A 22,469-nucleotide genomic window follows, 5' to 3' on the forward strand; every position below is an offset into this window, starting at 1 on the left:
GGCGCGGGCCACGGCACGGGAAGGCTTACAGGCCCTTGGCAGCCTGGGCGACGGCACGGAACAACGCGCGGCCCTTGTTCATCGTCTCGTCCCATTCCTTGTCCGGGTCCGAGTCGTAGACGATGCCGGCGCCGGCCTGCACGTACAGGCGGCCATCCTTGATGACCGCAGTGCGGATCGCGATCGCGGTATCGGCATCGCCGTGCCAGCCGATGTAGCCGATGCTGCCGGCGTAGACATTGCGCTTGATCGGCTCCAGCTCGCGGATCACTTCCAGCGCACGGATCTTCGGCGCGCCGCTGACCGTACCGGCCGGGAACGTGGCGCGCAGCACGTCGGCGTAACTCAGGCCAGGCTGCAGCTGCCCGGTCACTTCGCTGACGATGTGCATGACGTGGCTGTAGCGTTCGATCACGAACTGCTCGCCCACTTCCACGGTGCCGGGCTGCGAGACGCGGCCGGCGTCGTTGCGGCCGAGGTCGATCAGCATCAGGTGCTCGGCGCGCTCCTTCGGATCGGCCAGCAGCTCGGCTTCCAGCGCCAGATCCTGCTCGACGGTGGCCCCGCGCGGACGGGTGCCGGCGATCGGACGCACGGTGACTTCGCCCACGCCGTCATCAGTATGTTGAAGGCGCACCAGGATCTCCGGTGAGGAGCCGACCACCTGCAGGTCGCCGACATCCAGGAAATACATGTACGGCGACGGGTTCAATGCACGCAGCGCGCGGTACACATCCACCGGGCGTGCCTTGAACGGCACGCTCAGGCGCTGGCTGAGCACCACCTGGAAGATATCGCCGGCACGGATGTACTCCTTGCTGCGCTGGACCGCATCGACGAAGCCTTCGCGGGTGAAGCCGGAGATGAAATCGGATTCGTCCAGCACATCGCTGGTCAGCGCTGCCGGGTACCCCGCGCCGGGCGCCCGCAGCTTGGCGGTCAGCGCGTCCAGGCGCGCCTGCGCCTGTTCGAAGGCGCCAGCCGCGCGCGGGTCAGCGTGCACGATCAGGTACAACCGGCCCTTCAGGTTGTCGAACACCGCCAGCTCGTCCGAATGCAGCAGCAGGATGTCCGGCGTGCCCAGCTCATCACGGCCGGCCGGCGGAGCCAGGCGCGGTTCGATGTAGCCGATGCATTCAAAGCCGAACCAGCCGACCAGGCCACCGGTGAAGCCCGGCAGGCCATCCAGCTTGGGCACCGAATGCGCGCTGCGCAGCGCCTCGACCTCGGCGAAGGGATCGGCCACCTCGCGGGTGTCCACCACCTGCCCATCCTCGCGCACGGTCAGGGTGTGGCCGTGGAAGGCGTACACGCGACGTGCCGGCAGGCCGATGATCGAGTATCGACCAAAGCGCTCGCCGCCTTCGACGGATTCAAACAGGTAGGTATTGGGGCCGTCGGCGAGCTTCAGATAGACCGAAAGCGGCGTGTCCAGGTCGGACAGCACTTCGCGGACAACGGGGATATGGGTGTGGCCTTCAGCGGCCTGCTGCAGAAACTGGGCGTGCGAGTTCAAGACGACTTTCCTTCCGGGACACAGCGTTATGGGGGCGGACGACGGCAACGGGCCACCATCGCCACCAACGGCGTGCGGAAGAAAGGGTATGCGGGGTCGTCAGGCTGGACACCCGATGACTGTAACGCAGCCGGGGCGGGAGGGAAACCCTGAGAAACTGAACCGGCCGTGGGGGGCTGAGGAGTTCGGGATGGCTCGGGGGCCTGGGGCATCGCCGGTAGAGTCGACTGTTAGTCGACTGCTGTTGGCGGGACCGCTGAAACCCCCGCGCTGCGCGCGCAAGTCGACTAACAGTCGACTCTACCCCGTGGACGCTACCCCTGCCCCGCCAGCAGTGGGCAGCCGACCGGCAGATGCATGCGCACCCTGCCTGCCACGCAGGCGATGCGGAAGGTGCGCGCCTGCACCGGCTCGCCGTCCAGGTTCAACGTCAGCGCCTGCGGTGCGTCGATCTGCAGCCATGGCAGCTGCGCGCGGGTGGCGACGCGTTCCAGGGCCGCCTCCTTGCCGCCGGTCAGCATCTGGCCGAGCGTGGCGGCCACCTCGCCTTCCAGTTCCGGCACCACGGTGACATCCAGCAGGCCGTCATCAATCAGCGCCTGCGGGCACAGCTGCTGGCCGCCACCGGCCTGGCGGCCGTTGCCGATGCCCAACGCGATGAAGCCACCTTCCCACTGGAAGTCGGGCCCGCTCAGGCGCGCGATGATCGGTTCGATGCGACCGAGCTTGGCGATGCCGGTGATGACATAGGCCAGCCCCCCGAGCATCTTCTTCAGGCCAGCATCGGTTTCCACGGTCACCTGGGTACCGAAGCCACCACTGGCCAGGTTGGCGCACCACCAGGGCGTGCCATCGGCCTCTACGCGCAGCAGGTCGATGGGCCGTGTCGGCACCTGCCCGATCAGTCCGAACGCCGCGCCCGGCTCGGCGGGAATGCCGGCCGAGGTGGCGAAGTCGTTGGCGGTGCCCATCGGCACCAGCGCCAGCGAGGGCAGCGCGTCGGCCGGCTCATCGCGATGGGCCAGGGTTTCGGCCACTGCACTGAGCGTGCCATCGCCCCCGGCAGCCACGATCACATCGATACCGTGGTCGATGGCTTCGGCGACATAGCGCTCGGCGTCGCCGTCCTCCCAGGTCACCCGCACTTCCAACTGCACGCCCCGCTCGCGCCAGTGACCGACGGCGTCGCGCAGCTCCTCGTTGCCTGCGGATTTTCCGTTGAGGATCAGGCGCCAGCGCGGGGTGGTCATGCAGAGCTTCCGGTGAAAGGGCGCTCAGGCTAGCAACACGCTGTTTGCCAGCGGTGAATGTCACGCAGGTGTCATTCAGCTGCCGGAGAATGGAAGGCCATAGCAGGGACGATGGATGGAGGCAGGATCAGCCTCCCACGCATGCAGCAGGGCCGCGCCGGTGTTTGGCGTGGCCTTTTTTTTTGCCTCAGCCGTTGGCGAAATCGTGCAGCGCCTGGCCTTCCAGCCGGTACACGGTCCACTCGTCCTGCGGCTTGGCACCGGCAGCGGTGTAGAACGCGATGGCCGGGGTGTTCCAGTCCAGCACCGACCATTCGAAACGGCCGCAACCTTCGGCCACCGCCTGCCGCGCGATGTACTTCAACAGCGCCTTGCCTGCGCCGGCGCCGCGCTTGTGCGGGCTCACGTACAGGTCTTCCAGGTAGATGCCCTTGCGGCCCAGCCAGGTGGAGTAGTTGTAGAAATACACCGCATAGCCGATCGCATCGCCATTGGCCTCGCAGATCAGCGCGCGGGCGGTGGCATCGGCGCCGAACAGACTCTCGGCAATGCCGATCTCATCGGTCTGCACCGAATGCTCGGCCTTCTCGTAGATCGCCAGTTCGCGGATGAAGCGCAGGATCAGGCCGGCATCGGCGACGGTGGCCGGGCGGATGGTGAGAACGGCCACCGTGCTCATGGCTCAGCCCCGCGCCGCAGCGACGTTGGCGCGCATCTGCGCGATCACGTCCTGGTAGCTGCTCTTGGCGTTGAAGATGGCCGAACCGGCGACGAAGGTGTCGGCGCCTGCGGCAGCGATCTCGCCGATGTTGTCGGCCTTCACTCCGCCATCGATTTCCAGCCGGATGTCACGACCGCTGGCATCGATCTTCTGGCGCACCACGCGCAGCTTGTCCAATGCCGAGGGAATGAAGGCCTGGCCACCGAACCCCGGATTGACCGACATCAGCAGCACCAGGTCCAGGTCATCCAGCACCCAGTCGAGGATGTCGACCGGCGTGGCCGGGTTGAGCACGAGGCCCGGCTTGCAGCCCAGCGAGCGGATCAGCTGGATGGTGCGGTGCACGTGGCGGCTCGCCTCCGGGTGGAAGCTGATGTAGGTGGCACCGGCCTCGGCGAAGTCCGGAATGATGCGGTCCACCGGCTCCACCATCAGGTGCACGTCGATCGGCGCGGTGACGCCGTGCTTGCGCAGCGCCTGGCAGACCATCGGGCCGATGGTCAGGTTGGGCACGTAGTGGTTGTCCATCACGTCGAAATGGACCCAGTCGGCACCCGCGGCGAGGACGTTGTCGACTTCCTCGCCCAGGCGGGCGAAGTTGGCCGAGAGGATGGAGGGAGCGATGAGGCAGTTGGACATGGCCGGGGCCTTGGGAACGGGGAAAGGGGTCTCCCGCCCGCAGGCGGGACGCGGGGTCAGCGCTTGCGCAGGGTCTTGATGCGGTCGTAGGCGGCGTTGATCCGCCGCGACTTCTGCTCGGCCTGCTGCTGCAGCTCGGGGGCAGCGCCGCCCAGCTTGTCGGGGTGGTACTGGGAGATCAGCCGGCGGTAGGCGCGCTCGATCTCGGCATCGGTGGCCTCGGAGGTCAGCCCCAGCTCGCGGTAGGGGTTTTCCTTGTTCAGGCGGAACCAGTCGCTGTCGAAGGCATGGCCCAGCAGCAGGCCGACCACCGCACCGAACAGCGGATTGGGCCGGAACAGCAGGGCGCCGGCGATGAATCCGAGCAGTTTTCCGTACCAGCGCATGGCGCTCCGGGGTCGACCGACGAAATGGACGCTCATTTTACGTCACAGCGGGCCCGGACGGCTTTACACTAGGCCGCCCGCTGGTCAGCGGGCCCGCCGGGTCCGTTGGGCAGCCGTATCGACAACGCCCCAGGAGTGCCCGTGCCAACCACGCTGTTGCAATCCGATCTCCCCGGCCTGCCCTTGCGCCATCGCGGCAAGGTGCGTGATGTGTTCGATATCCCGCGCGAGCGGCTGCCTGCAGGGACCCCGCCGGGCGATTACCTGTTGATGGTCGCCACCGACCGCCTGTCGGCGTTCGATGTGGTCCTGCCCGACCCGATCCCGGGCAAGGGCGAGATGCTGTGCCAGGTGTCCAACTTCTGGTTCGCCAAGACCGCGCACCTGATGCCCAACCACCTGACCGGCATCGACGTGGCCAGCGTGCTGCCCGAGGGCGTGGACCCGGCCCTGTACGCCAGGCGCGCGGTGGTCACCCGCAAGCTGAAGCCGGTACCGGTGGAAGCGATCGCCCGTGGCTACCTGATCGGCAGCGGCTGGAAGGACTACCAGCGCACCGGCAAGGTCAGCGGCATCGACCTGCCCGATGGCCTGCGCCAGGCCGAGCAGCTGCCCGAGCCGATCTTCACCCCTTCGACCAAGGCCGCCGTCGGCGACCATGACGAAAACATCGATTTCGATGCGATGGTGAAGGCCGTTGGCGCCGAGATGGCCGAGCGCGTGCGCGACGCCACGCTGCGCATCTACAAGTTCGCCGCCGACTACGCGCGCGAGCGCGGCATCATCCTGGCCGACACCAAGTTCGAGTTCGGCACCGATGCCGATGGCCGTCTGTACATCATGGACGAGATGCTGACCCCGGATTCCTCGCGCTACTGGCCGGCCGACCAGTACGAAGTGGGCACCAGCCCGCCGAGCTACGACAAGCAGTTCGTCCGCGACTACCTGGAGACGCTGGACTGGGGCAAGACCGCCCCGGGCCCGAGCATTCCGGCGGAGATCATCGAGCGCACCCGTGCCAAGTACGCCGAGGCCCTGCAGCGCCTGGCCGGGATCAGCGTCGACTGATTCCCTGCGCCCCCGGCTTGGCCGGGGGCGTTGTGGAGGGGTCGTGCCGGCCGTTGGCCGGCCGTCCCGGCGAACCCGCAGCCAGGCACTGGCCTGGCTCTCCTGACGGCCCTTGCCGGAGTATGCTGGCCGCATGCAGACCACGACCCAGCTTGCGCGGCCGATCGACCGCTATTTCGCCAGCTATTCCGACGACCACCGCAACGTGATCAACCAGCGCATCCACGTGGTGGCGGTGCCGGCGATCCTGTGGTCGGTGGTGGCCCTGCTGTGGTGCGTACCGCCGCTGATCACCTGGTTCCAGTACGGCATCTGGTCGGCCTTCGCGATGTTCAGCGCCTGGTGCTTCTACAACAAGCTGTCGCGCCCGCTGGGCATCGGCATGCTCATCCAGTTTTTCGTGTTCGGCTGCCTGTGCCGGCTGCTGGAAGCCGAAATCGGCCTGCACAACCTGTTCTGGCTGGCGGTCGGCGTGTTCGTGGTGGCCTGGATCGCACAGTTCATCGGCCACAAGTACGAGGGCCGCAAGCCCAGCTTCCTGACCGACCTGACCTATCTGCTGATCGGGCCGGCCTGGGTGATGGCCAAGGCCTACCGCAAGCTCGATTGGCGCTACTGACCCCGCGCGGTCTGTCCCGGGCCGTTGTTTCCTGAACGGGCAGATTCCGTCACCCGTAGTCCACGGTGGCCCTGCCAGCCTGCGCCCGTGACCCGTCCCCCATCGTCCCCCGTTGACGGCAGCCCCTGTGCGACAGGGCCTGCGGTCTCCCTGCGTGGGCGTAGGGTGATCCCCAGGGCAGCCGGAGAGAGATCGCAGGAACCGGATGGTGCGCCGCAGAAAAAATGAATCAGCGAACGTTACATGCAATTGATCGCTGTTCGATGGGTTTCGGCGACATTTGACGGCCTGTTATCCTCCCTGACCTGCTCGTGAATCATGGATTCCCTGCATGCTCCCCAGCCTGCCCCTGCTGCTGGCCCTGCCGTTCCTGATGGCAGTGGCTGTTGCGGCCTTCCCCCGTAGTTCGCGCTCGACTGCTGCCTGGCTGGCGGCACTGGCGCCGTTGGGCGGGCTGGCGATCCTCGCCTGGCTGACACCGGCGGTACTCGATGGCCAGGTCGTACGGACGCTGGTTCCGTGGCTGCCGCAGATCGGGCTGGACTTCACCCTGCGCCTGGACGGGCTTGCCTGGATGTTCGCCGGGCTGGTGCTGGGCATCGGCGCGCTGGTGGTGCTGTATGCCCGCTACTACCTGAGCGGCCAGGACAACGCGCACCGCTTCTACACCTACCTGCTGCTGTTCATGGGCGCCATGCTGGGCATGGTGCTGTCCGGCAACCTGTTGCTGCTGATGATCTTCTGGGAAATGACCAGCATCAGCTCGTTCCTGCTGATCGGTTTCTGGTCGCATCGCCAGGATGCCCGGGAGGGCGCGCGGATGGCGCTGGTGATCACCGGCGGTGGCGGCCTGGCGCTGCTCGGCGGCGTGCTGCTGATCGGCCGCATCGTCGGCAGCTTCGATCTGGACGTGGTGCTGGCCGCGGGCGAACAGATCCGTGCCAGCACGCTGTACCCGTACGCCCTGTTCCTGGTGCTGGCCGGCATCTTCACCAAGAGCGCGCAGTTCCCGTTCCATTTCTGGCTGCCGCACGCAATGGCCGCGCCGACCCCGGTGTCGGCCTACCTGCACTCGGCCACCATGGTGAAGGCCGGCGTGTTCCTGCTGGCGCGCCTGCACCCGGCACTGGCCGGCAGCGACCTGTTCTTCTATACGGTCAGCGGCATCGGCGCGATCACCCTGCTGATCGGTGCCTGGAACGCGATCTTCCAGCACGACCTGAAGGGCCTGCTGGCCTATTCGACGATCTCGCACCTGGGCCTGATCACCCTGCTGTTCGGCCTGTCCACGCCGATGGCGGTGGTCGCCGGCGTGTTCCACATCCTCAATCACGCCACCTTCAAGGCCTCGCTGTTCATGGCCGCGGGCATCATCGACCACGAGACCGGCACCCGCGACATGCGCAAGCTGGGGGGGCTGCGCCGGCTGATGCCGTTCACCAGCGCGCTGGCGATCATCGCGTCGCTGGCGATGGCCGGCATCCCGCTGCTCAATGGCTTCCTGTCCAAGGAAATGCTGTTCGCCGAGGCACTCAGTGCCGGCGGCCCCGACACCATGCGCACGGCGGTATCGATCGCCGCCCTGCTGGCCGGTGTGTTCGGCGTGGCCTACAGCCTGCGCTTCGTGCACGACACCTTCTTCGGACCCGGCCCGCACGACCTGGACCGGGTACCGCATGAGCCGCCGCGCTGGATGAAGGTGCCGGTGGAAATCCTGGTGGTGATCTGCGTGGCCGTCGGCATTGCGCCGGCACTGACCGTGGCGCCGGTGCTGCACGCGGCAGCCGCCTCGATCCTGGGCAGCGCGATGCCCGAGTACAGCCTGTCGGTGTGGCATGGCTTCAACCTGCCGCTGGCGATGAGTGCGATCGGCGTGGTCGGTGGCGTGGCGCTGTATTTCGGCCTGCGCAAGCTGATCAATCTGCACGGGGTGACCAACACCAGCCCGGGCCGCAACGCCTTCCACCGCCAGCTGGATCTGCTGTCGGCGGCGGCGCAGCGCCTGACTGCGGCGATCGCCAACGGCAGCCTGCAGCGGATGCTGCTGGGCCTGGTGCTGGTGGCGATCGTGGTGGCCGCCGCGCCGTTCGTGGCCAACCCGGCCTCGCCGAACTGGACCGCACCGCAGCCGATCCCGCTGCTGGGCTGGGCGCTGTGGCTGGTGATGATGGCCTGTGCGGTGGCCACGCTGCGCATGTACAAGCAGCGCCTGCTGGCGGTGCTGCTGGTCGGTGGTGTCGGCCTGATGGTGGCGCTGACCTTCGTGTTCCTGTCCGCGCCCGACCTGGCGCTGACCCAGCTGCTGGTGGAGATGGTCACCCTGGTGCTGATGCTGCTGGGCATGAACTACCTGCCCGCCCAGTCCGGACCGGAGCGCCCGCGCTGGCGCAAGCGCCGTGACGCGCTGATCGCGATCATTGCCGGCGCCGGGCTCGGCGCGCTGGCATACAGCGCGATGACCCTGCCGCCCAACACCATGGCCGGCGAACTGCTCGCCCGTGCCCTGCCCGAAGCGTACGGTCAGAACGTGGTCAACGTGATCCTGGTCGACTTCCGCGGCTTCGATACCTTCGGCGAGATCACCGTGTTCGGCATCGCCGCGCTGGTGGTGCACGCGCTGCTGCGGCGCACGCGGATGGCGCCGGAACAGATCATGCCCGGCCCGCCGATCAAGCTGCCGGTGCCGGCCGATCTGGCCCAGATCATGTTCCCGCTGACCCTGACCGTGTCGATCTTCCTGTTCCTGCGCGGCCACAACGCGCCCGGTGGCGGCTTCATTGCCGGCCTGGTGCTGGCGGTGCCGCTGCTGATCCAGTACGTCATCCAGGGCACGGCCTCGGTGGAATCCCGCTTCGGCTTCGACTACATCCGCTGCATCGGTGCGGGCCTGCTGATCGCCATCCTCAGCGGCAGCGCCTCGATGCTGTTCGGCGTGCCGTTCCTGACCAGCGGCCACCTGGACCTGCACCTGCCGTTGATCGGCGAGGTGCCGCTGGCCAGCGCGATTGGTTTTGACATCGGCGTGTACCTGGTGGTGTTCGGTGGCGCGATGCTGATGCTGTCGATGATGGCGACCGTGAAACCCTCTCGCACCCGCACCGCGCGCAAGGGCGAGATCGACCTGCAACGCCGCTCGGCACGCACCGGGGAGATGCACTGATGGAACTGGCCCTGGCCTCTGCGATCGGCGTGCTGACCGCCATCGGTATCTACCTGCTGCTGCGCGCACGCAGCTTCGATGTGATCCTGGGCATGACTTTCCTGTCCTATGCCACCAACCTGCTGATCTTCGCCGGTGGCCGCGTGGTGCTGGGCAAGGCACCGGTGCTGCAGGAGGGCGTGGACAGCAACCTCGGCAACTACACCGATCCGCTGCCGCAGGCGCTGGTGCTGACCGCCATCGTCATTGCCTTTGCGATGACTGCGGTCAGCATCGTGCTGGCCATACGCAGCCGCAGCGACAACCACAGCGACCATGTGGACGCGCACGAGCTGGATGACGATGCAGCGCCGCGCCGTGGCGAGGACCAGGCATGAACCATCTGGTGATCCTGCCGATCCTGGTTCCGCTGCTTGGCGCCGCGCTGTCGCTGTTCGTCGAGCATCGTCGCTATGGCCCGAAGGTGCAGCGCGCGGTCGCCTGGACCGCGCTGGGGGCGTTGGCGGTGGTGGTCGGCCTGCTGTTCGCCGATACCGCCGGCGGTGACGTCCGCGTCTACCTGCTGGGCGACTGGCCGTCACGGCTGGGCATCGCACTGGTGGCCGACCGGTTGTCGGCGTGGATGCTGCTGACCACCCTGCTGCTGGCCATTCCGTGCCTGCTGCATGCCTGCTCGGGCTGGGACCGGCGCGCACCGCACTTCCATGCGCTGTTCCAGTTCCAGCTGGTGGGGCTCAACGGCGCCTTCCTGACCGGCGACATCTTCAACCTGTTCGTGTTCTTCGAGGTGATGCTGATCGCCTCCTACGGCCTGCTGCTCAGCGGCGGCCGCGGCCTGCGCATGCGCATCGGCCTGCACTACGTGGTGTTCAACGTCACCGCCTCGACCCTGTTCCTGATCGCCCTGGGCCTGCTGTACGCCTCGCTGGGGTCGTTGAACATGGCCGAGCTGTCGCAGCGCGTGGCCGAGGTGCCGCCGGCGCAGCTGACCCTGGTAAAGGCCACGATGGGCCTGCTGCTGCTGGTGTTCTGCGCCAAGGCCGCGCTGATGCCGCTGTACCTGTGGCTGCCCGAATCGTATGCGCGCGCCCCAGCGGCGGTGGCCGCGCTGTTCGCGATCATGACCAAGGTCGGCCTGTACGCGGTGCTGCGCATCCAGATGCTGTGGTTCGGTGATGACGCCGGCGCGATGGCCGGTTACGGCCGCGACTGGCTGCTGTGGGCCGGTGTGGCCACGCTGGTGCTGGGCGGCCTGGGCGCGCTGGCTGCCGCGCGCCTGCGCGTGCTGATCTCCTACCTGGTGATCGTCTCGGCCGCCACGCTGTTCATCGCTTTCGCGGTGGGCACGCCGGCGGTGCTGTCCGCGGGCCTGTACTACCTGCCACACAGCAGTTTCGTCGCGGCCGCGCTGTTCCTGGTGGCCGACCTGATCCGCCGCCGCCGTGGCGGTGCCAGCGACCGCAAGGAAGTGATCGCGCCGATGCCGGGCAAGGAAACGCCTGCGCTGCTGTTCCTGATCGCGGCGGTCTCGGTGGCCGGCCTGCCGCCGTTGTCCGGCTTCCTGGCCAAGGCGGCGCTGCTGGCCGGCATGCCGGCGCAGTACACCGGCGCGGTGTGGACCGCAGTCCTGGTCAGCAGCCTGCTGGTGATCATGGGCCTGACCCGCGGCGGCATCCGCCTGTTCTGGCGCGTGCCGCCGGTGGACGCGGACGCTCCGCCCCCGCGCAAGGCCAAGCTGCGCCGGGTGGAGCTGTTTGCGGCCTGCATCCTGCTTGCCTACGGCATCGGCATGACCCTTGCCGCCGCGCCGCTGATGCGCCACACCGATGGCATCGCTGCCCAGCTGCTGCAGCCGGGCGAGTACGTGCAGCAGCTGCGTGCGACCACGCCGGAGATCCGTCAGCCATGACCGCCAAGCGTTCTGCGTTCCGCCGCCTGATTCCCTCGCCCGCGCTGAGCCTGATGGTGCTGGCGTTCTGGCTGCTGATGTCCGACAGCTTCAGCGTCGGCCAGTTCCTGCTGGGCCTGCTGCTGGGCCTGGTGATTCCGCTGTTCGCCGCGCGCCTGGACCGCGAGTTCGCCCGCATCGGCACGCTGCGCCCGCTGCCCAAGCTGGTGCTGGTGACCCTGTGGGACATCCTGGTCTCCAACATCCGCGTGGCCATCCAGGTGCTCGGCCCGGAGAAGAACATCCACCCCGGTTTCATCTGGCTGCCGCTGGACATCGCCAACATCCACGGCATCGCGGCACTGACCAGCATGATCACGCTGACCCCGGGCACGGTCTCGGCCGCGCTCAGCGACGACCGCAGGTTCCTGCTGGTGCATGTGCTGCACCTGGAGGATCCGCAGGCGCTGATCGATACGATCAAGCGACGTTATGAAGCCCCGTTGATGGAGATCTTCCCATGACTGGATTCCAGATCATCCAGACCACCCTGGTGGTATGCATGCACGTGGTCGGCCTGGCCATGCTGCTGGCCACCTGGCGCCTGCTGCGCGGACCGACCGTGCCCGACCGCATCCTGGCACTGGATACGCTGTCGGTAACCGCGATCGCCGAGCTGATGCTGTTCGGCATGTACCTCAATTCGGCGATCTACTTCGAGGCGGCGCTGGTCATCGCCATGCTGGGCTTCGGCAGCACGGTGGTGCTCAGCAAGTTCGTGCTGCGCCGGGATATCGTCGAATGATCACCGCCCTCCAGATCGGCCTGTCGCTGCTGCTGCTGTTCGGCTGCTTCTTCATCCTGGTCGGTGCACTGGGGCTGGTGAAGCTGTCGACCTTCTTCAAGCGCCTGCATGCGCCCACCAAGGCCAGCACCCTGGGGGTCGGCTGCGTGCTGGTGTGCTCGGTCTGCTACCACATCTTCCTGGGCCAGGACCCGCAGCCACGCGAGCTGCTGATCACGGTGTTCCTGTTCATCACCGCGCCGATCAGTGCGCACCTGATGGCCAAGGCGGCACTGTCGCTGCTGATGGAAACCCGCCCCAGCCTGCCGGGCAACGAGCGGGCCGAAGACGAGCAGCTGCCGCCGCCGGAACCGGAGCGGGAAGAGGACACCACCGCGCGTTGAAACCGGGTGCCGACCCGTGGCCGGCCCTACACCAGCAGCGCGAGCTCCAGCCCCAGCCAGGCCACGAACGCGACCAGCAGGATCGCGCCTTCGCCACGGCTGATGCGCAGGTCGCCGCGCAGCATCGGGTAGAGCACCAGCGCGAAGGCCAGCAGGGCCGGCAGTTCCAGCCGCACGAACGACGCCGGCAGCGCCAGCGGTTGCAGCAGGCCCATTGCGCCGATCACCAGCATCAGGTTGACCACGCTGGAGCCCAGGACATGGCCGAGCACCATATCGCCGTGACCGCGACGCGCGGCGGCAACCGCGGCGGCCACTTCCGGCAGCGCGGTGCCGATCGCCACCGGCAGCAGGCCGACCAGCAACGGGGTCCAGCCCAGCGCGGCGCCGAAATCCGCTGCCGCGCCCACCACCAGGCGCGCGCCCCAGTACAGGGCCAGCGCGGCGATGAGCACGCGCAACACGTTCAGCGGCAGGCTGGTGCGGCTCAACGCCGACTCGGCGATCTGCGCCTGTACCTCGGTGTTCTCGTGGCGCCCGCGCCGCAGCAGTACGCACTGCACCACGACGAACCCCACCACCAGCACGCCGGCTTCCCAGCGCAGCAACCGGCCGTCGAGGCCGAACACGATCAGCAGCAGGCCGGCGCCCAGCAGCGCCCACCACAGCACCCGCTGCAGGCGGGCACGCAGCAGCAGTGGCGTCACCACTGCGGCCATGGCCAGGGTCAGACCCAGGTTGACCACGCTGCTGCCGATCGCGTTGCCCAGGGCCAGCTCGGGCTGGCCGACCCACAGGGCGCGGGCGTTGACCGCCAGTTCCGGCAGCGACGTGGTGATGCCGAGCAGCAGCAGGCCGGCCGTGAAGGCACTGGCGCCGAAGCGCTGGGCAAGGCCGGCGACGGCCTTGACGATGGAGTCCCCGCCCAGCGCCAGCAGCAGCAGGCCAAGCAGGAACCAGGCAATGGCAATAGCGATCATCGAGCACTCCCCAGCGGTCGTGGCGCGATTCTACGCCCGGCCACCCGTTGTGGGGGGCCGGGCCCGGGGCGATCAGCCGCAGCCTTCGGCGTAGTCCACCTGCGGGGTCCGGCCGACCCGCCAGGTACTGACCTTGCCGTCAGCGCCGAGGGTGAAATCCACGATCGCCGCGCCTTCCTGTGCCGGGCGCACGCGCAGATGCTGGGCCTTGTCGTCGTACTTGTCCGGGCCGACATCGCCGCGCTCGGGATACAGCACCTGCAGTTCCCCCAGGGTCATGCCGACCCGGCCCCCTCCGGGCGCGACGATCGCCGGGCTGCGCACGTCGTAGCGCACCAGCTTGCGGCCCTCGATCATCAGCCGGGGGTCCTCGGCGTCCTGCGGCCGCAGGAAGTAGCAGCCGTCATTGCTGTCATCGGCTGGCAGCGGCTTGCCGGAGGCGTCGGTTCCCAGGCCCTGCAGCGGTGCACCGAAGCCACTGCGGACCTCGGCGATGCCCGCACCCAGCGCCACGCCGCCGAAGCCGTCCAGGCGCGCCGGGCTGTCGCGGCGCGGGTCCACCGGCGACGCGGTCGACAGATCGGCGTCGGCGGGTACCGACGCGTCCTTGGCCGGTGCCGTAGCGGCGGGCGCTGCGTCGGGTGCATCGGCGTCGGCACTACGGTTGCAGGCGGCCAGCGACAACAGCAGCAGGCCAGCCATCGGGAGTGATTTCATGGGCGCGGATCCTTGGCTCGGGGTGGCTGCACGCTAGCGCAGCGCGCGTGCAGGCGCTGCATTGTCATCGCGGTTTCATCGCACTCGTTCAGGCTCGGCGAGCACCGACCTGGCTGTCCTACCCATGCAACCGCGCAAGACCGATCTCGCCCGAACCGCGCTGCAGGCCCACCGCGCGCCGCTGGACATGCGGCAGCGGCGGCTGTTGATCCTGTGCGATGGCCAGCGCAGCGTCACTGACCTGATCGGCCTGCTGGGGCAGGAGGCGGCGCCCATGGTGATCCAGCTGATCCAGGCCGGTTACCTGGTGACCACCGCACAGGACGCCGCCCCGGCGCCTGCGGCGGCGCCGGCCCCCGCCGCGGCCGCACTGCCGGCGGCGCCCCCGGCGGCCAGTGGCGCGCCGGTCGAACGCCGACGCTCACTGGTGGCCGCGCGTATCTATGTGCTGGGCATCCTGGAGATGCAGCGGCATCCCACGGCTGCGGCGCTGTTCCGCGACCTGCAGCAGGCACGTGCCGACGCCGATGTGCTGCAGGTGATGCAGCGCGCGCTGCAGGCGCTGCCGGGCCTGACCTCGGAGGGTTACTGCCAGCGCGTACGGCAGCGGCTGGTGGAGGCGCTGCCGGTGGAGCATTGCGAGGCGTTCGCCGAAGTGGCGTAACCGCGCCAACCGCTGCGGACGATCAACGGAAGTTGTTGCGCAGGCCGTTCCAGCACTGCTGGTAGTCGCCCTGCCGATGGCCGGCGGCCAACGCCTGCGCGCTCGGGCGGATCACCGCGCGGGTCTCGAACATGAAGGCCATGGTGTCCTTGATCACATCGGCCCTGGACAGATCGGCACTGGAAGCCTTGTCGAAGGTCGGCGCGTCCGGGCCGTGGCCGCTCATGCAGTTGTGCAGCGACGCCCCGCCCGGCACGAAGCCTTCGGCCTTGGCATCGTAGGCACCGTGCACCAGGCCCATGAACTCGCTGGCGATGTTGCGGTGGAACCACGGCGGGCGGAAGGTGTTCTGCGCCACCAGCCAGCGCGGCGGGAAGATCGCGAAATCCATGTTGCTGGTGCCCGGTGTGTCGCTGGGCGAATGCAGCACGAGGAAGATCGACGGGTCCGGGTGGTCGTAGCTGATCGAGCCGATGGTGTTGAAGCGGCGCAGGTCGTAACGGTACGGCGCGTAGTTGCCATGCCAGGCCACCACGTCCAGCGGCGAATGGTCGATCGGCGCGCGCCACAGGCGGCCCTCGAACTTGGCGATCAGTTCGAAGTCACCGTCGATGTCCTCGAAGGCGGCATGCGGGGTCTCGAAGTCGCGCGGATTGGCCAGGCCGTTGGAGCCGATCGGGCCCAGGTCGGGCAGCTTCAGCAGCGCGCCGTAGTTTTCGCAGAGGTAACCGCGGCTCGGGCCGTCGGGCAGCTCGACGCGGAAGCGCACGCCGCGCGGAATCACCGCGATCTGCTGCGGCTCGATCTCGATCACGCCCAGTTCGGTCAGCAGGCGCAGCGCGCCCAGCTGCGGCACGATCAGCAGTTCGCCATCGGCGTTGTAGAAGTAGCGGCCGGTCATGTCCCGGTTGGCCGCGTACAGATGGATGCCAACGCCGGCATGCGCATCGGGCGAGCCGTTGCCGCCCATCGTGTACAGACCTTCGACGAAGTCGGTCGGCAGTTCGGGCAGCGGCAGCGGGCTCCAGCGCAGCTGGTTGGGCGAAGCCGGCTGTGCGCCGAAATCGCACTGCAGCCGGGACTGCGCGAACGGGGTGAATTCGCCATGGGTCACCGCCGGACGGATCCGGTACAGCCAGCTGCGGCGGTTGCTGCCACGCGGCGCGGTGAACGCGGTGCCGGTCAGCTGTTCGGCGTAGAGGCCATGGGCCACCTTCTGTGGCGAGTTCTGCCCGACCGGCAGCGCGCCGGCGACGGCCTCGGTGGCGAATTCGTTGCCGAAGCCGGACTGGTAGCCGCGGGCGGTGATGGCGGTGGACATGGGGAGCTCCAGAGAACAGCGATGCCGGAACGGAAAGCCGCCGGGCATGGCCCGGCGCTACCGAAGGTGGTGCGTGTGGTGACCTTACAGCACGCCGCGGCGGATCTGGTCGCGCTCGATGCTTTCGAACAGTGCAGTGAAGTTGCCCTCGCCGAAGCCTTCGTTGCCCTTGCGCTGGATGATCTCGAAGAAGATCGGGCCGATGCAGTTCTGGGTGAAGATCTGCAGCAGCTTGCGCTGGTGGGTTTCCGGGTCGGCGTCGATCAGGATCTTGTTCTTCGCCAGGCGCGGCACGTCCTCGCCGTGGTTCGGCACGCGCTGGTCGATCACGTCGAAATAGGTGTCCGGCGTATCGAGGAAATCCACGCCCTGCGCCCGCATGGCTTCGACGGTCTCGTAGATGTTCTCGGTGAAGCAGGCGATGTGCTGGATGCCCTCGCCCTTGTACGCATCCAGGTACTCGTTGATCTGGCTCTTCGGGTCCGACGATTCGTTCAGCGGGATGCGCACGATGCCGTCCGGCGCGGTCATCGCCTTGGACACCAGGCCGGTCTTCAGGCCCTTGATGTCGAAGTAGCGGATCTCGCGGAAGTTGAACAGGCGCTCGTAGTAATCCGACCACTGCTGCATGTTGCCGAAGTACAGGTTGTGGGTCAGGTGGTCGATGAAGGTCAGGCCGAAGCCCTTCGGGTGGCGCTCGGCGCCGGCGATCAGTTCGTAGTCGCCGTCGTAGATGCTGCCCGAGGCGCCGTAGCGATCGACCAGGTACAGCATGCAGTCGCCGATGCCCTTGATGACCGGGGCGTCCACGGCCTTGCTGTCCGGCTTGAAGGCGATGGCTTCGGCACCGTTGCCCAGCGCGGTCTGGAAGACCTCCTGGCCCGGCTTCTGGAAGCGGATGGCGAAGCCGCAGGCACACGGGCCGTGCTTCTCGGCGAAGTCGGCGGCGAACGAATCGGGGTCTTCATTGACCAGGAAGTTGACGTCGCCCTGGCGATAGACGGTAATCGGACGCTGCTTGTGCCTGAGCACCGCGCTGAAGCCCATCTTGCGGAAGTACTCGTGCAGCTCCTGGCCACGGCCGGCCGGGGCAGCGAATTCGACGAACTCGAAGCCGTCGATGCCCATCGGGTTCTCAAAGGTGGTGACCTGCATGCCGGGGTTGGGATGCGCGGCGGACGGGACTGCGGTATTCATGGCATGGCTCCGAATCGGTGCCGCATCGGCACGAACCAGGTGCGGGCGGTAAGGGACCACGCGAGAATGCGGGGTCCGGCCCCCATACTTATAGTTACACTTGAAACCACCAGCAAGGTGCACCGCAACATGAGCCCCGCCGATCCCGTTTCCACCCGCCTGCGTGCCTCGCACGTCCTGCTCGACCTGGAACAGTTCCTGCCGTACCGGCTGAGCGTGCTGTCCAACCGGGTCAGCGGCAACATCGCCAAGCTGTACGGCGACCGCTATGGCCTGGCCATTCCGGAATGGCGGGTGATCACCATCCTGGCGCTGTACCCGGGCTCATCGGCCAGCGAGGTGTCCGACCGCACGGCGATGGACAAGGTGGCGGTCAGCCGCGCCGTGGCCCGCCTGCTGGAGCGGGGCTTCATCAAGCGCGAGACCCATGGCGACGACCGCCGTCGCTCGGTGCTGGCGCTGTCGGCGGCCGGCTTCGAGGTCTACGAGACCATCGCGCCGATGGTGATCGAGATCACCCGCAAGCTGATGTCGGTGCTGAGCGAGGAAGAGGAGCAGGTGCTGGAGAAGCTGATCCTGCGCCTGGCCGGCGATGGTCTGGAACGGATGGGCGAAGGGGTGTGAGGGGTTATCCACGCGTGGCGTGGATGGCGCTCCGGCGTCAACTCAGGTGCTTTCGCCGTGCATGGATCCACGGCACCGCCAGCGCGGCGATGGCTCCGCCGGCGAAGCCGAGCGAGGCGGCAACGGTGGCGGCTTCGACCGCGCCCGGCAGTGCCAGCGCCGCGGTCACCAGCAGCAGCGACGGCAGGCCGACAAAGGTGCCAAGGAAGAACGTCCAGCGCGGCGACCAGGTGTTGAGCTGCAGCAGGCTGACCGGCTGCCAGACTTCGGACGACGCCTCTTCGGCGATCTTCGCCACGACCTTGCCCAGGTCCACTTCCGGCAACAGCCTGCCCGGCCGCGCGGCGGCGATCGCCTCGGCCACCGCCTCCACCGGCGGGAAACCGCCCGGCCACGCCACCGGCGCGGGGACGCCATAGGCGGTCAGCAGCGGCACGCTCAGCCACGGCGCCACCAGCGGGCGCAGCCTGCGGCGGCCGTGCACGCACCAGATCTGCGGCTGGCCATGCGCAGTGACGCTGTACAGCGCCAGTTCCGCCGCTGGCGGATACCCCAGCATGGTGACCCGGGCGGCCAGACTGTCCTGCGCCATCGCGCGCAGGAAGCCGGGGCGGCTGCGCCCTTCCTGCATCCAGGCCAGGCCCAGTGCTCCGACCAGGTAGGCCTCGGCGACATCCTTGCTGCCCGCGCTGGCACGGTCATCGCTGGCCAGGTACCACGCCAGTGATTTGGGCTCGCCCACGTCCTTGGCGCCCCAACGGCTGTCATCGCCCAGCACGTGGCGCACCGGCAGCCGCGCCGGTGCGGTTTCGCCGCGCTCGCCCGGCTGCAGGAACGGCAGCACGCCCTGGACGAAAGCAGGCAGATCGATCGCGCGCACGCCGTTGCCTTGCCACTCCGGCGGCAGCAGGCCGCTCAGCTGGCCCTCGGCGGCGAGGTGGTCCAGCCTCGCCTTCTGCTCCACCAGCTTCTGCACCGCGCCCTTCAGCACGACGTTGTCCGGCAGTGCGATCTGCGGCAGGCGGTGGCGCGGCGGTGCCAGTTCAACCGTGTCCTCGCCGGTGCCGGCGTCATCCAGCAGGGCCTCCTGCGGCGGCAGGGTCACGCCATCGCCTGCCCCGCCCTCGGCCAGGTCGCTGGCAGGTTCAGGCAATCGTTCGGCATGGTCGCTGTGCATGGGCGTTCCGGTAGGTTGCATCGACGAGGCGTCGACTCAGGTCCTTGCCGGTAGCGGCGCGCCCACGCTGAAGTTGAGACGCAGATGCAGAGAATGTGACGGTCCGCGCAGTAGATCCGCGCCACACGTGGATGCCACCTGTGATCAGTGCCGGCCAGCGCCTGGCAGCACCCTATTCCGGCTTGTCCGGTGCCCACTGCTTGAGGAAGGCGAGCACGCGCGTGCGCTGCACGGTGGTGCCCTTGCGCAGGTCCGCGCCGGCCTGTGGGGCCAGCAGGGTGCCATCGGCATCCAGCACCAGCAGGTGCGGGGGCTCGCCGGCAAGCGGCGGGAACTGGCCAAGGAAGGCGGCGTTGGGATTGTCGGGGCTGGCGTTGACCTTCACCCAGACGTAGTGCGCATCGCGGAAGCGGCGCAGGTCACCGTCGCCTTCGACGGTCTCGTCCAGCGCATGGCAGGGCTCGCAGGCGGCGTGGCCCACCTCCAGCAGGATGCGCTTCTTGCCGCGCTGGGCTTCGACCTTGGCGGTTTCCAGGTCGGCAGCGGCATCGCGGGCCGGGTCGAACTGTGCGCCGAGGCCGGCGATGGCGGCGATGTCCGCCGCCACCGGGGTGTTGCCCGAGGCCACCGGTTCGCTGGGGTCAGCGACCGGTGGCTCGGTGGGTCGGGTATCCAGAGGCTGCGTCGGCTCGGCCGCGGCAGGCGGTTGCGGTTGGGAACAGGCGCCGATCAGCGCCGCACAGACCACCACCACTGCACCACCGAGCTTGTTGCGCATGCCAGCTACCCTCTCTTCATCATTTGACGCCGTGCATCAGCTTGTTGATCAGCGGGGCGATCAGGAACAGCACCACGCCGGAGCCGATCAGGGCCCAGAACCCGAAGGTATACCCCTTCAGGGCCGACTCGACCGTCATGCCGCCTTCACCACTGACCACGCCGGCGAAGATGCCCGACAGGTTGTTGCCGATGCCGGTGGACAGGAACCAGCCGCCCATGCCGAAGCCGACCAGGCGCACCGGAGCCAGCTTGGTCACCATCGACAGGCCGATCGGCGACAGGCACAGCTCACCCACCGACTGGATGACGTAGACCATGAACAGGGTCCAGAACGGAATCTTGCCGTCCACGACCATCTGCGACAGGGCGAACATCAACAGCGCGAAGGCGGCGCCGTTGAACAGCAGGCCCAGGCCGAACTTGCGCGGGATGGACGGATTGGCGCGGCCCATGGCCACCCAGATCCAGGCGATGATCGGTGCCAGGGTGATGATGGCCACCGAGTTGACCGACTGGAACCACGCGGTCGGGAAGGTCCAGTCACCGAACTGGCGGTTGACGATGTTCTCGGCCAGGAAGGTGAACGAGCTGCCGGCCTGTTCGAAGAACATCCAGAACATCACGTTGAAGGCGAAGATGATCAGCATCGCGATCACGCGGTCGCGCTGCACCTTGCCCTCGCGGATGCCTTCGACCAGCAGCAGGATGGCCAGGGCGGTGAACATCGCCCCCAGGATCCAGGCCAGCGCGGTGGCGCCGGTGGCCAGCAGGAAGTAGGCCACCGGGATGGCGACCACGGCACCGACCAGCACCATGATGATGCGGCCGAAACCTTCAGCGCCGGCCGGCGGTGCACCGATGCCCTTCAGGCCGGCACGGCCGATGTAGAACCACACCAGCGAGATCAGCATGCCCACGCCGGAGGCGATGAACACGACCTTGTACGACGGCATCTCCGGGGTCCCGAAGACCTTGCGGGCCAGGTACTCGGTCAGCACCGGGGCGATCATCGCGCCGATGTTGATGCCCATGTAGAAGATGGTGAAGCCCGAGTCGCGGCGCTCATCCTTCAGGCCGTACAGCTTGCCGACCATGGTCGAGATGTTGGGCTTGAACAGGCCGTTGCCGACGATGATCGTGGCCAGGCCGAGCTTGAAGATGTGCTCCTGCGGCAGCGAGATCATGAACAGGCCGGCGGCCATGATGATCGCGCCGGTCAGGATCGAGCGCTGGTAGCCCAGCACGCGGTCGGCCACGTAGCCGCCGAAGATCGCCGCGGCGTAGACCAGGGCCAGATAGGCACCGTAGATGCGGCTGGCGTCGCCTTCACCGGCCGCGCTGCCGTTGTAGAACTGGGCAACGATGTACAGCACCAGCGCCCAACGGATGCCGTAGAACGCAAAGCGCTCCCAGAACTCGGTCATGAACAGCATCCACAGCGGGCGCGGGTGGCCCAGCGTGGTCTTGAAGTCCGGCAGCGCCGGCTCCGGGGTGTTCGCAGTGGCGTTTACGCTCATGCGGGTTTCCTGGTTCGGTGGATGACGAGCACGTCCGATGTGCAGTTGAAGCAACGCGCGAGGATCACCGACTTGTGGCGTTCACGTCAAATACACGCCGTCTGAGGCAGGTGCCGGCCTGCTCGCTGAACTTGCATCTGAAACGATCCAGACGGCCGTCGGCGGCCAAGCTGAATGGGAGTCAGGCCTGATCTGCCGGGGGGGCGGCCTGCAGGCTGGTGCGTACCTGGAACAGTTCGGGGAAGAAGGTCAGTTCCAGCGCCTTGGCCAGGAAGCCGACGCCGGACGAGCCACCGGTGCCGCGTTTGAAGCCGATCACCCGCATCACCGTGCGCATGTGGCGGAAGCGCCACAGCTGGAAGGCGGTCTCCAGGTCCACCAGGTCTTCGCACAGCGCGTACTCGCGCCAGTAGCGGTCAGTGTCCTGGTAGATGCGCTCGAACACCGGCTGCAGTGCGTCGTCGGCCACATGCGGCTGGGTCCAGTCGTGGGCCTCGTACACCGCCGGCACGGCGTGGCCGAAACGGGCCAGGTACTTCAGGAACTCCTCGTACAGGCTGGGCGCCTCCAGCACCACGCGCAGCTGCGCCTGGCCGGCCGGGTCGTGCTCGAACACCTGCAGCATCTGCGCGTTCTTGTTGCCCAGCAGGAACTCGATGTAGCGGTACTGCAGCGACTGGAAGCCGGAGGACGGGCCCAGCACGTCGCGGAAGCCCATGTACTCGGACGGGGTCAGCGTTTCCAGCACCGACCACTGCTCGGTCAACTGGCGCAGCACCTGCTTGCTGCGCGCCAGCACCTTGCGGCACTGCCAGACTTCGTCGCGCTGCAGGAAACCGATCGCCGCGCCCAGTTCGTGGCCCAGCAGCTTCAGCCACAGCTCCGAGGTCTGGTGCTGGATGATGAAGAGCATCTCATCGTGGTGCGGCGGGTTGGACAGCGGCTGCTGCGCGCTGAGCAGCTGGTCCAGCCGCAGGTAGCCGCCGTAGGTCAGCCGCCCCTGCAGATCGGTGTGGATGCCGGCTTCGAGATCGCGTTGGTTGTTGTCGACGGACAT

At 67.8% G+C, this 22,469-nt stretch carries 23 protein-coding genes; 10 read left to right on the plus strand and 13 right to left on the minus strand.

Translation table 11 applies throughout. From position 1 onward, the window contains the following. Positions 1 to 25 precede the first annotated feature (25 nt). From trpE to Q5Z10_RS19690, 5 genes are all read right to left on the minus strand, one after another. Positions 26 to 1,516, minus strand: a complete 1,491-nt coding sequence (gene trpE, locus Q5Z10_RS19670; RefSeq protein WP_303637024.1) for an anthranilate synthase component I — start codon at positions 1,514 to 1,516, stop codon at positions 26 to 28. A gap of 314 nt (positions 1,517 to 1,830) precedes the next feature. Continuing rightward, positions 1,831 to 2,766: a lipid kinase YegS gene (gene yegS / locus Q5Z10_RS19675; RefSeq protein ID WP_303637025.1), complete on the minus strand. Its 936-nt coding sequence runs from the start codon at positions 2,764 to 2,766 to the stop codon at positions 1,831 to 1,833. Positions 2,767 to 2,953: 187 nt separating this feature from the next. After that, the gene (locus Q5Z10_RS19680) at positions 2,954 to 3,436 is read right to left on the minus strand and encodes a GNAT family N-acetyltransferase (protein ID WP_303639231.1); all 483 of its coding nucleotides are present in this window, start codon (positions 3,434 to 3,436) and stop codon (positions 2,954 to 2,956) included. A 12-nt stretch (positions 3,437 to 3,448) separates the two neighbouring features. Continuing rightward, on the minus strand, positions 3,449 to 4,126 hold the full coding sequence (rpe, locus tag Q5Z10_RS19685; protein WP_303637026.1) for a ribulose-phosphate 3-epimerase: 678 nt from the start codon (positions 4,124 to 4,126) through the stop codon (positions 3,449 to 3,451). A gap of 56 nt (positions 4,127 to 4,182) precedes the next feature. After that, on the minus strand, positions 4,183 to 4,512 hold the full coding sequence (locus Q5Z10_RS19690; RefSeq protein ID WP_303637027.1) for a J domain-containing protein: 330 nt from the start codon (positions 4,510 to 4,512) through the stop codon (positions 4,183 to 4,185). 141 nt (positions 4,513 to 4,653) lie between these two features. Between Q5Z10_RS19690 and Q5Z10_RS19695 the strand changes: the two genes are divergently transcribed. The 8 genes from Q5Z10_RS19695 to Q5Z10_RS19730 all read left to right on the plus strand — a co-directional run bounded on the left by Q5Z10_RS19695 (position 4,654) and on the right by Q5Z10_RS19730 (position 12,435). Continuing rightward, on the plus strand, positions 4,654 to 5,580 hold the full coding sequence (locus Q5Z10_RS19695; RefSeq protein WP_303637028.1) for a phosphoribosylaminoimidazolesuccinocarboxamide synthase: 927 nt from the start codon (positions 4,654 to 4,656) through the stop codon (positions 5,578 to 5,580). A gap of 133 nt (positions 5,581 to 5,713) precedes the next feature. Then, on the plus strand, positions 5,714 to 6,199 hold the full coding sequence (locus tag Q5Z10_RS19700; RefSeq protein ID WP_303637029.1) for an Mpo1 family 2-hydroxy fatty acid dioxygenase: 486 nt from the start codon (positions 5,714 to 5,716) through the stop codon (positions 6,197 to 6,199). Between the two features lie 331 nt (positions 6,200 to 6,530). Next, positions 6,531 to 9,359: a monovalent cation/H+ antiporter subunit A gene (locus Q5Z10_RS19705; protein WP_303637030.1), complete on the plus strand. Its 2,829-nt coding sequence runs from the start codon at positions 6,531 to 6,533 to the stop codon at positions 9,357 to 9,359. Continuing rightward, positions 9,359 to 9,736 (plus strand): Na+/H+ antiporter subunit C, encoded by a 378-nt coding sequence (locus Q5Z10_RS19710; RefSeq protein ID WP_303637031.1) that lies wholly within the window; start codon positions 9,359 to 9,361, stop codon positions 9,734 to 9,736. Before Q5Z10_RS19705 ends, Q5Z10_RS19710 begins: the two co-directional genes overlap by 1 nt. After that, positions 9,733 to 11,268 carry a monovalent cation/H+ antiporter subunit D gene (locus Q5Z10_RS19715; protein WP_303637032.1) on the plus strand — a complete coding sequence of 512 codons (1,536 nt, stop codon included), beginning with the start codon at positions 9,733 to 9,735 and terminating at the stop codon, positions 11,266 to 11,268. The genes Q5Z10_RS19710 and Q5Z10_RS19715 overlap by 4 nt, the downstream gene beginning before the upstream one ends. Beyond that, positions 11,265 to 11,771, plus strand: coding sequence for a Na+/H+ antiporter subunit E (locus Q5Z10_RS19720; RefSeq protein WP_303637033.1), 507 nt, complete (start codon positions 11,265 to 11,267; stop codon positions 11,769 to 11,771). The genes Q5Z10_RS19715 and Q5Z10_RS19720 overlap by 4 nt, the downstream gene beginning before the upstream one ends. Next, on the plus strand, positions 11,768 to 12,052 hold the full coding sequence (locus Q5Z10_RS19725; protein ID WP_006399171.1) for a K+/H+ antiporter subunit F: 285 nt from the start codon (positions 11,768 to 11,770) through the stop codon (positions 12,050 to 12,052). Before Q5Z10_RS19720 ends, Q5Z10_RS19725 begins: the two co-directional genes overlap by 4 nt. Beyond that, positions 12,049 to 12,435 (plus strand): Na+/H+ antiporter subunit G, encoded by a 387-nt coding sequence (locus Q5Z10_RS19730; protein ID WP_303637034.1) that lies wholly within the window; start codon positions 12,049 to 12,051, stop codon positions 12,433 to 12,435. Before Q5Z10_RS19725 ends, Q5Z10_RS19730 begins: the two co-directional genes overlap by 4 nt. A gap of 26 nt (positions 12,436 to 12,461) precedes the next feature. On the opposite strand, the gene Q5Z10_RS19735 is transcribed toward Q5Z10_RS19730, so the two are convergent. Together Q5Z10_RS19735 and Q5Z10_RS19740 are read right to left on the minus strand one after the other, a co-directional pair. Then, positions 12,462 to 13,415, minus strand: a complete 954-nt coding sequence (locus tag Q5Z10_RS19735; protein WP_303637035.1) for a sodium:calcium antiporter — start codon at positions 13,413 to 13,415, stop codon at positions 12,462 to 12,464. A 72-nt stretch (positions 13,416 to 13,487) separates the two neighbouring features. Next, positions 13,488 to 14,132, minus strand: coding sequence for a hypothetical protein (locus tag Q5Z10_RS19740; RefSeq protein WP_303637036.1), 645 nt, complete (start codon positions 14,130 to 14,132; stop codon positions 13,488 to 13,490). A gap of 124 nt (positions 14,133 to 14,256) precedes the next feature. Between Q5Z10_RS19740 and Q5Z10_RS19745 the strand changes: the two genes are divergently transcribed. After that, entirely contained in the window at positions 14,257 to 14,796 is a 540-nt protein-coding gene (locus Q5Z10_RS19745) for a hypothetical protein (RefSeq protein WP_303637037.1), read from the plus strand. A gap of 22 nt (positions 14,797 to 14,818) precedes the next feature. Here the strand turns inward: Q5Z10_RS19745 and hmgA are convergent, their stop codons facing one another. Continuing rightward, positions 14,819 to 16,117, minus strand: a complete 1,299-nt coding sequence (gene hmgA, locus Q5Z10_RS19750; RefSeq protein ID WP_303637038.1) for a homogentisate 1,2-dioxygenase — start codon at positions 16,115 to 16,117, stop codon at positions 14,819 to 14,821. 84 nt (positions 16,118 to 16,201) lie between these two features. Continuing rightward, on the minus strand, positions 16,202 to 17,314 hold the full coding sequence (gene hppD, locus Q5Z10_RS19755) for a 4-hydroxyphenylpyruvate dioxygenase (RefSeq protein ID WP_303637039.1): 1,113 nt from the start codon (positions 17,312 to 17,314) through the stop codon (positions 16,202 to 16,204). Positions 17,315 to 17,443: 129 nt separating this feature from the next. On the opposite strand from hppD, the gene Q5Z10_RS19760 reads away from it, so the two are divergent. Beyond that, on the plus strand, positions 17,444 to 17,938 hold the full coding sequence (locus tag Q5Z10_RS19760) for a MarR family winged helix-turn-helix transcriptional regulator (protein WP_049467584.1): 495 nt from the start codon (positions 17,444 to 17,446) through the stop codon (positions 17,936 to 17,938). Positions 17,939 to 17,975: 37 nt separating this feature from the next. On the opposite strand, the gene Q5Z10_RS19765 is transcribed toward Q5Z10_RS19760, so the two are convergent. The 4 genes from Q5Z10_RS19765 to Q5Z10_RS19780 all read right to left on the minus strand — a co-directional run bounded on the left by Q5Z10_RS19765 (position 17,976) and on the right by Q5Z10_RS19780 (position 22,469). After that, on the minus strand, positions 17,976 to 19,115 hold the full coding sequence (locus Q5Z10_RS19765; RefSeq protein ID WP_303637040.1) for a hypothetical protein: 1,140 nt from the start codon (positions 19,113 to 19,115) through the stop codon (positions 17,976 to 17,978). Positions 19,116 to 19,287: 172 nt separating this feature from the next. Beyond that, on the minus strand, positions 19,288 to 19,893 hold the full coding sequence (locus Q5Z10_RS19770; protein WP_303637041.1) for a thioredoxin family protein: 606 nt from the start codon (positions 19,891 to 19,893) through the stop codon (positions 19,288 to 19,290). Positions 19,894 to 19,912: 19 nt separating this feature from the next. After that, positions 19,913 to 21,412: a peptide MFS transporter gene (locus tag Q5Z10_RS19775; RefSeq protein ID WP_303637042.1), complete on the minus strand. Its 1,500-nt coding sequence runs from the start codon at positions 21,410 to 21,412 to the stop codon at positions 19,913 to 19,915. A gap of 181 nt (positions 21,413 to 21,593) precedes the next feature. Next, on the minus strand, positions 21,594 to 22,469 hold the full coding sequence (locus tag Q5Z10_RS19780) for a tryptophan 2,3-dioxygenase (RefSeq protein ID WP_303637043.1): 876 nt from the start codon (positions 22,467 to 22,469) through the stop codon (positions 21,594 to 21,596).

This window comes from Stenotrophomonas sp. 704A1, assembly GCF_030549525.1.
GTDB classification, from domain to species: domain Bacteria; phylum Pseudomonadota; class Gammaproteobacteria; order Xanthomonadales; family Xanthomonadaceae; genus Stenotrophomonas; species Stenotrophomonas tuberculopleuritidis.

Coding starts and splice junctions, on each gene's coding strand:
- yegS (WP_303637025.1), bottom strand. CDS start 2,766: ATGACCACCCCGCGCTGGCGCCTGATCCTCAACGGAAAATCCGCAGGC.
- rpe (WP_303637026.1), bottom strand. CDS start 4,126: ATGTCCAACTGCCTCATCGCTCCCTCCATCCTCTCGGCCAACTTCGCC.
- Q5Z10_RS19690 (WP_303637027.1), bottom strand. CDS start 4,512: ATGCGCTGGTACGGAAAACTGCTCGGATTCATCGCCGGCGCCCTGCTG.
- Q5Z10_RS19700 (WP_303637029.1), top strand. CDS start 5,714: ATGCAGACCACGACCCAGCTTGCGCGGCCGATCGACCGCTATTTCGCC.
- Q5Z10_RS19705 (WP_303637030.1), top strand. CDS start 6,531: ATGCTCCCCAGCCTGCCCCTGCTGCTGGCCCTGCCGTTCCTGATGGCA.
- Q5Z10_RS19710 (WP_303637031.1), top strand. CDS start 9,359: ATGGAACTGGCCCTGGCCTCTGCGATCGGCGTGCTGACCGCCATCGGT.
- Q5Z10_RS19715 (WP_303637032.1), top strand. CDS start 9,733: ATGAACCATCTGGTGATCCTGCCGATCCTGGTTCCGCTGCTTGGCGCC.
- Q5Z10_RS19720 (WP_303637033.1), top strand. CDS start 11,265: ATGACCGCCAAGCGTTCTGCGTTCCGCCGCCTGATTCCCTCGCCCGCG.
- Q5Z10_RS19725 (WP_006399171.1), top strand. CDS start 11,768: ATGACTGGATTCCAGATCATCCAGACCACCCTGGTGGTATGCATGCAC.
- Q5Z10_RS19730 (WP_303637034.1), top strand. CDS start 12,049: ATGATCACCGCCCTCCAGATCGGCCTGTCGCTGCTGCTGCTGTTCGGC.
- Q5Z10_RS19735 (WP_303637035.1), bottom strand. CDS start 13,415: ATGATCGCTATTGCCATTGCCTGGTTCCTGCTTGGCCTGCTGCTGCTG.
- Q5Z10_RS19740 (WP_303637036.1), bottom strand. CDS start 14,132: ATGAAATCACTCCCGATGGCTGGCCTGCTGCTGTTGTCGCTGGCCGCC.
- Q5Z10_RS19745 (WP_303637037.1), top strand. CDS start 14,257: ATGCAACCGCGCAAGACCGATCTCGCCCGAACCGCGCTGCAGGCCCAC.
- hmgA (WP_303637038.1), bottom strand. CDS start 16,117: ATGTCCACCGCCATCACCGCCCGCGGCTACCAGTCCGGCTTCGGCAAC.
- hppD (WP_303637039.1), bottom strand. CDS start 17,314: ATGAATACCGCAGTCCCGTCCGCCGCGCATCCCAACCCCGGCATGCAG.
- Q5Z10_RS19760 (WP_049467584.1), top strand. CDS start 17,444: ATGAGCCCCGCCGATCCCGTTTCCACCCGCCTGCGTGCCTCGCACGTC.
- Q5Z10_RS19765 (WP_303637040.1), bottom strand. CDS start 19,115: ATGCACAGCGACCATGCCGAACGATTGCCTGAACCTGCCAGCGACCTG.
- Q5Z10_RS19770 (WP_303637041.1), bottom strand. CDS start 19,893: ATGCGCAACAAGCTCGGTGGTGCAGTGGTGGTGGTCTGTGCGGCGCTG.
- Q5Z10_RS19775 (WP_303637042.1), bottom strand. CDS start 21,412: ATGAGCGTAAACGCCACTGCGAACACCCCGGAGCCGGCGCTGCCGGAC.
- Q5Z10_RS19780 (WP_303637043.1), bottom strand. CDS start 22,469: ATGTCCGTCGACAACAACCAACGCGATCTCGAAGCCGGCATCCACACC.